The 4,902-nt window shown below is 53.5% G+C and carries 6 protein-coding genes; 3 read left to right on the top strand and 3 right to left on the bottom strand.

Annotated elements, in window-relative coordinates:
* Positions 1 to 31 precede the first annotated feature (31 nt).
* Entirely contained in the window at positions 32 to 943 is a 912-nt protein-coding gene (locus tag ACRAUW_RS16795) for a chemotaxis protein CheV (protein WP_431363188.1), read from the bottom strand.
* Between the two features lie 144 nt (positions 944 to 1,087).
* On the opposite strand from ACRAUW_RS16795, the gene flgA reads away from it, so the two are divergent.
* The 3 genes from flgA (at position 1,088) to ACRAUW_RS16780 (ending at position 2,596) form a co-directional block, all read left to right on the top strand.
* Positions 1,088 to 1,771: a flagellar basal body P-ring formation chaperone FlgA gene (gene flgA / locus ACRAUW_RS16790; RefSeq protein ID WP_431363190.1), complete on the top strand. Its 684-nt coding sequence runs from the start codon at positions 1,088 to 1,090 to the stop codon at positions 1,769 to 1,771.
* A 91-nt stretch (positions 1,772 to 1,862) separates the two neighbouring features.
* A complete protein-coding gene (gene flgM / locus ACRAUW_RS16785; protein ID WP_005334177.1) occupies positions 1,863 to 2,183 on the top strand; it encodes a flagellar biosynthesis anti-sigma factor FlgM in 321 nt (106 codons plus the stop codon).
* Positions 2,180 to 2,596, top strand: coding sequence for a flagella synthesis protein FlgN (locus ACRAUW_RS16780; RefSeq protein ID WP_431363187.1), 417 nt, complete (start codon positions 2,180 to 2,182; stop codon positions 2,594 to 2,596). The genes flgM and ACRAUW_RS16780 overlap by 4 nt, the downstream gene beginning before the upstream one ends.
* Positions 2,597 to 2,632: 36 nt before the next feature.
* Here the strand turns inward: ACRAUW_RS16780 and yfcE are convergent, their stop codons facing one another.
* Together yfcE and ACRAUW_RS16770 are read right to left on the bottom strand one after the other, a co-directional pair.
* Positions 2,633 to 3,175 (bottom strand): phosphodiesterase, encoded by a 543-nt coding sequence (gene yfcE, locus ACRAUW_RS16775; protein WP_431363186.1) that lies wholly within the window; start codon positions 3,173 to 3,175, stop codon positions 2,633 to 2,635.
* Between the two features lie 10 nt (positions 3,176 to 3,185).
* Positions 3,186 to 4,823, bottom strand: coding sequence for a peptide ABC transporter substrate-binding protein (locus ACRAUW_RS16770; protein ID WP_431363189.1), 1,638 nt, complete (start codon positions 4,821 to 4,823; stop codon positions 3,186 to 3,188).
* Between the last annotated feature and the right edge of the window lie 79 nt (positions 4,824 to 4,902).

Genomic DNA, 4,902 nt, shown 5'->3' with positions numbered 1-4,902 from the left:
GAAAGTGTCTTCATGCAGCTGTTCTTCTTTATTAGAGTGCGTTTTGTACGGCCTTAGCCAATTCATCAGGCTGGAACTTGGCGATAAAATTGTTCGCACCGACTTTCTGCACCATAGCCTGGTTGAATACTCCACTGAGTGAGGTATGCAGAATAACATGCAAATCCTTGAGATTGGGATTATTCCTGATTTCGGCAGTGAAGGTGTAACCATCCATTTCCGGCATTTCGATATCCGAAATAACCAGCGCAATCTGATCCTTGATAGGACCATTTTGGGTCATCTCCAGCAACATGTTCAATGCTTCGCGGCCATCTTTTGCCAATACGCACTCGACACCAATCGCCTCAAGAGCACGCTGCACCTGTTTACGCGCCACAGAGGAGTCATCTGCAACCAGCACAGGACGCCCCAGAGTCGGGTGGTCGACACTGGCCTGAACCAACTCCTCACTTACATCCGTTGCAACCGGCGAAATTTCGTTCAATATCCGCTCAACATCAAGAATTTCGACCAACTCGCCATCGACTTCAGTCACGGCTGTCATGTAGTTGATGCGACCTGCACCTTTGGGCGGAGGCAGGATGGATTCCCAGTTCATATTGATGATGCGCTCGACCGAATGCACCAGAAAACCCTGAATAGAGCGGTTGTACTCGGAGATAATAATGAAGCATTTGCTCAGATCATCAATCGGGCGTTTACCAACCGCCATGCTGAGGTCGATGACCGAGATAGTCTGTCCACGAATATGGGCCACCCCGCGGATGCAAGAGTTCAGCTTGGGCATCACGGTCAAGGGGGGACACTGCAACACTTCACGCACTTTGAATACGTTGATGCCAAATCTTTGACGTCCATTGAGACGAAACAACAACAACTCCAGTCGGTTTTGTCCCACTAGCTGGGTACGTTGGTTGACCGAATCCAGGATACTGGCCATAAACTCTCCCTAAAAACGCTTGGCATTGATCATGCATGCGTGATGGATTACGTCAGACTATCGATGTGACAACGAACAGATTCTGAAGCAATCATAGTTAAATATGATGATATGCGTGAACAAGTTATCGACCAACGAGCGAAAATGATTAACCGACTTTTACTTATCAGCCTCTTTTTTGGCAGCATATCTTCCAGCTACGCCTCGGACGTCAGTACTTATCTGCAAGAAAAGGCACAAGAGTTCGTTTACAGCCAGCTGGATATTCCGTTGGATGCCAGAGCTGAGGTCACCTCTGCCACGCTGGATGAACGGCTCCCACTGACCCGCTGCGAAGATCTGCTCACCATCAGCTTACCAGCAAAAATGGAAATTCGCCGTAATACAACAGTTTACCTTAAATGTGAGGAAGACAAACCTTGGGACGTCTATCTCCCGGTACGGGTCAGTATTCAAAAGCCTTATGTCACCGTGACCAACCCCATCGCCAAGGGGGACCTGCTGAGTGAAAGCCAGCTGGTCTTGGCCTATCAGGATCAAACCCTGATCCGTGGCGACTACCTGACTGACACGGCCCCTCTTATCGGAGTTCGCAGCAAGCGGGAGCTAAAACCTGGGCAACCCATCCGTTTGAGCCAGGTTTGTGTGGTATGCAAAGGAGATCAGGTCACCCTGACGGCAGAAAACAGCAACTTCCAGATCAAAACCATGGCTCGAGCCTTGCAAGATGGCAGCTTCGGAGAGATCATCAAACTCGTCAACATTCGCTCCGGCAAAACCGTTGAGGGTAAAGTCAGTGCAGTAGGTGCCGTATCGGTCACTTTTTAAATCCGGATCCTTGGCAACTTTTTTCTAAAGTTTTGACCTGCCGGACCGATAAATAGGTAAGCAAACCTTAAAGCAGACGAAGGTAACTAAAATGGCCATCAACAATATCAACAACTTGGCGAATAATCGGTTGCAAAATACCGCTAATAGCCAGGGGACAGGCAGCAAGTCAGTCACCTCATCGCCCGAAAACAAAGCGGCTACTGTCAAGCTGGACTCCGTCTCCTTGACCAGTGAGGCGCAACAATTGCAAAAGATGCAACAAAACCTCAATACCGCCTCGACCGGCAATGAGAGCAAGGTCGAACGACTGAAAAAAGCCGTCGCGAGTGGCGAATATCAGGTCAACAGCGACGCTGTTGCCAAGAAGATGTTCAGTTTCGAGGCCAATCTGGACAAAGTTCTGGGATGATGGACTTACCTTCGTTACTGCACACTCAAGATGATTACCTCAGCCAGATGCAAGGCATTCTGGAAGAGGAATTCAGCTTGCTCGAGCAGCATCAGGTACTGGCCCTGCCTGCACTGACCGAGCGCAAACAGCAGTTGCTTGCTGCGATAGAAACCCTGGACAAGACGCTGGCAGATATGCCGGAACTGGCACTGCATCTGGCCGCCTATCCCGATGAGGTGGCGCAGCTTCGTGCAAAACTGGATGCCTGCCAGGCACAAAATGATATCAACGGTCGATTGCTTGAATTGAGCATGGTCTCCAACCGTCGTCTGGCAACCTTTCTCAGTCAGCTGCGCGATCGCAATAGCCTGACTTATGACGCCAAAGGAAATACTCGCTCTGGCACCCGCTCCTACGGTATCAAGGCCTGACTTCTCTTACAGGGCCTTGAATTTTTGCTGTCTGTGTTAAAGCGCCAGTTGCAGCAACTCCCGTCCGTCCTCACACGCATTGATACGCAGCACCCCGTCCTCATAGCACCCGTAACTAGCGGGCAACTCGCCGCGCGGAAAACAGATCGATCCCGGGTTCATCAATACCCTCTCCCCCTGCCACTCCAACACTGGCACATGAGTGTGACCACTCAGGAACAGACTGCCTGCCGGTAGCGATACCTCGTCTGGACGGTAAAGATGACCGTGGCTGACAAACCAGCGGCGCTCATCGATCAGCAACTGGTTGTAGGGGGCTGTAATGGGAAACGCGAGCAGCATCTGATCCACTTCGGAATCGCAATTTCCACGCACCGCCATGATATAGGGAGCCAGCTCGTTGAGCCGCTCGGCAACTGCAGCAGGGTTGTATCCTTCAGGCACGGGATTGCGCGGGCCGTGGTTGAGCAGATCGCCGAGCAACAGGTAGTGGTCGGGCTGCCAGGCGTCCAGCCGTGACAGCACCTGCTCCAGTGCCGTGATGCTGCCGTGAATGTCGGAAATAATGGCCAGTTTCATTAGGTGCTCCTTACAGCGGGCCGAAATAGAGATCCTTGGTGGCAATCGTCCCTTTCAAATTCTGGCTGGGCAGCCCGTGCAAAGTGGGGTCAACCAGTCGCATCTGATTGTAATGATACACGGGGATGATAGGCGCCTCATCCATCAGCAGCTGTTCGGCATGCTGATAGAGTCTACCCCTGTCCTTCTCATCCTGAGTACTGACCGCCTGTTCCAGCAACAGATCAAAATCGGGATTGCAGTAACCGCTTTCGTTGCGCAGATCTTGGCAGCGGAAACTGTTCAGCATTGCCGAGGGATCGACGTAATCACCGAACAGAAAGCTTCTCGCCACCAGAAAATCACCGCTATCCTTGGCAACCTGGTAACTGTTCCACTCCAGATTGTTGAGCGTGACCTCCACCCCCACCTGACGCCACATACCGGCAATCAAGTTGGCTATCTTCTTGTGGGTATCAGCCGTGTTGTAGGTAATGCTCAGCCTGAGTGGATGAGCACTGCTGTAACCGGCTGTGGTCAGCAATGCAACAGCCCTGGCCTGGCGGGTCATCTGGTCCTCCAGAGCAACAGGAAGAGAGAGGTGGGAATAACCCGGCATATCAGGCACCAGAGACCAGGCCGCCAGCGCCTCCTGGCCGATCACCGACTTGGCCAACTGATAGCGGTCGATGGCAATGGAGAGCGCCTGGCGCACCCGCACATCCTGCAACTCGGGGCGGCGCATATTGAAGGTGTAGATATAGGTGCCTAACAACGGCGATCCCCAGACTCGCAGCGGATCGCTCTGCTTCATCTTCTGGTAATAGTCGGGCGATACCCGGTTGGTCAGCTGTATCTCGCCCGCTTCATAACGCAAGCGCTCAGCATGCTGTGAGGCGATGGGTAGGTAAGTGACACGCTGAATGCGGGTATGACGATCATTCCAGTAATGGCTGTTGCGCTCCGCCTCAAGCCGCTCATTGGTCACCCGGTTTGCCAAGCGGTAAGCACCATTGTTCACCAGCTTGCCGGGCTCGGTCCACTGTTTGCCAAAATGGGTTATAGCCTTCTGATTGACCGGCACGAATGGCAGCTGGCTGATGAGCTGCAGGAAATAGGGAACCGGTCGTTCCAGAGTAACTTTCAGGATCTGCTCGCTCTGCGCCTCGACCCCGAGATTGGCGAGCTCCAGCGCACCGGCATAGATGGACTGGGCATTGTTGATCCCGGCAGTCAGCAGCAAGGTCGCCGAGGGGGAGCCGAGGGCAGGATCAAGCAGCCGGCGCCAGGCGTAGACAAAGTCACCGGCAACCAGCGGCTCACCATTGGACCACTTCAACTGGGGGCGCAGGAAAAACCGCCACTCCAGGCCATCTTCACTCTCTTCCCAACGCACAGCCTGGGCAGGCACGATACGTCCCTGGCCATCCTCGCTGACCAGCCCTTCAAAGAGATCCACCAACACCTCTTCCGCGGGAAAACCGCTACGCATCAGCGCCGGATCCAGAGAGTCGGGTTCACCACCATTACCCTTGACCAGCACCTGCCGATCCGACAAGCGGGGTGCCATCTCCACCATAGTGGCGTATGCCGGCGGCAACGCCAACACACCGAGCAAAAACGGGGAAAGCCAGCGTTGCGCCAGCTTGGGGAAGAGACCATACCTCATGACAAAACCTCGAATAAAGCCACAGCAGGAGGGGAAGGCCGACGGCGCGCCTGATGAATGCCTGATGCCGCTCTTGTTA

The sequence above is a fragment of the Aeromonas sp. genome, assembly GCF_050633025.1.
In the GTDB taxonomy this organism is placed as follows: Bacteria; Pseudomonadota; Gammaproteobacteria; order Enterobacterales; family Aeromonadaceae; genus Aeromonas.
This window is presented reverse-complemented; position numbering and strand designations above follow the sequence as displayed.

What these genes read in the sequence shown, in the direction of transcription:
- flgM (WP_005334177.1), top strand. Translation starts at nt 1,863, where the DNA reads ATGGCCATCAACAATATCAACAACTTGGCGAATAATCGGTTGCAAAAT.
- ACRAUW_RS16770 (WP_431363189.1), bottom strand. Translation starts at nt 4,823, where the DNA reads ATGAGGTATGGTCTCTTCCCCAAGCTGGCGCAACGCTGGCTTTCCCCG.
- ACRAUW_RS16780 (WP_431363187.1), top strand. Translation starts at nt 2,180, where the DNA reads ATGATGGACTTACCTTCGTTACTGCACACTCAAGATGATTACCTCAGC.
- ACRAUW_RS16795 (WP_431363188.1), bottom strand. Translation starts at nt 943, where the DNA reads ATGGCCAGTATCCTGGATTCGGTCAACCAACGTACCCAGCTAGTGGGA.
- yfcE (WP_431363186.1), bottom strand. Translation starts at nt 3,175, where the DNA reads ATGAAACTGGCCATTATTTCCGACATTCACGGCAGCATCACGGCACTG.
- flgA (WP_431363190.1), top strand. Translation starts at nt 1,088, where the DNA reads ATGATTAACCGACTTTTACTTATCAGCCTCTTTTTTGGCAGCATATCT.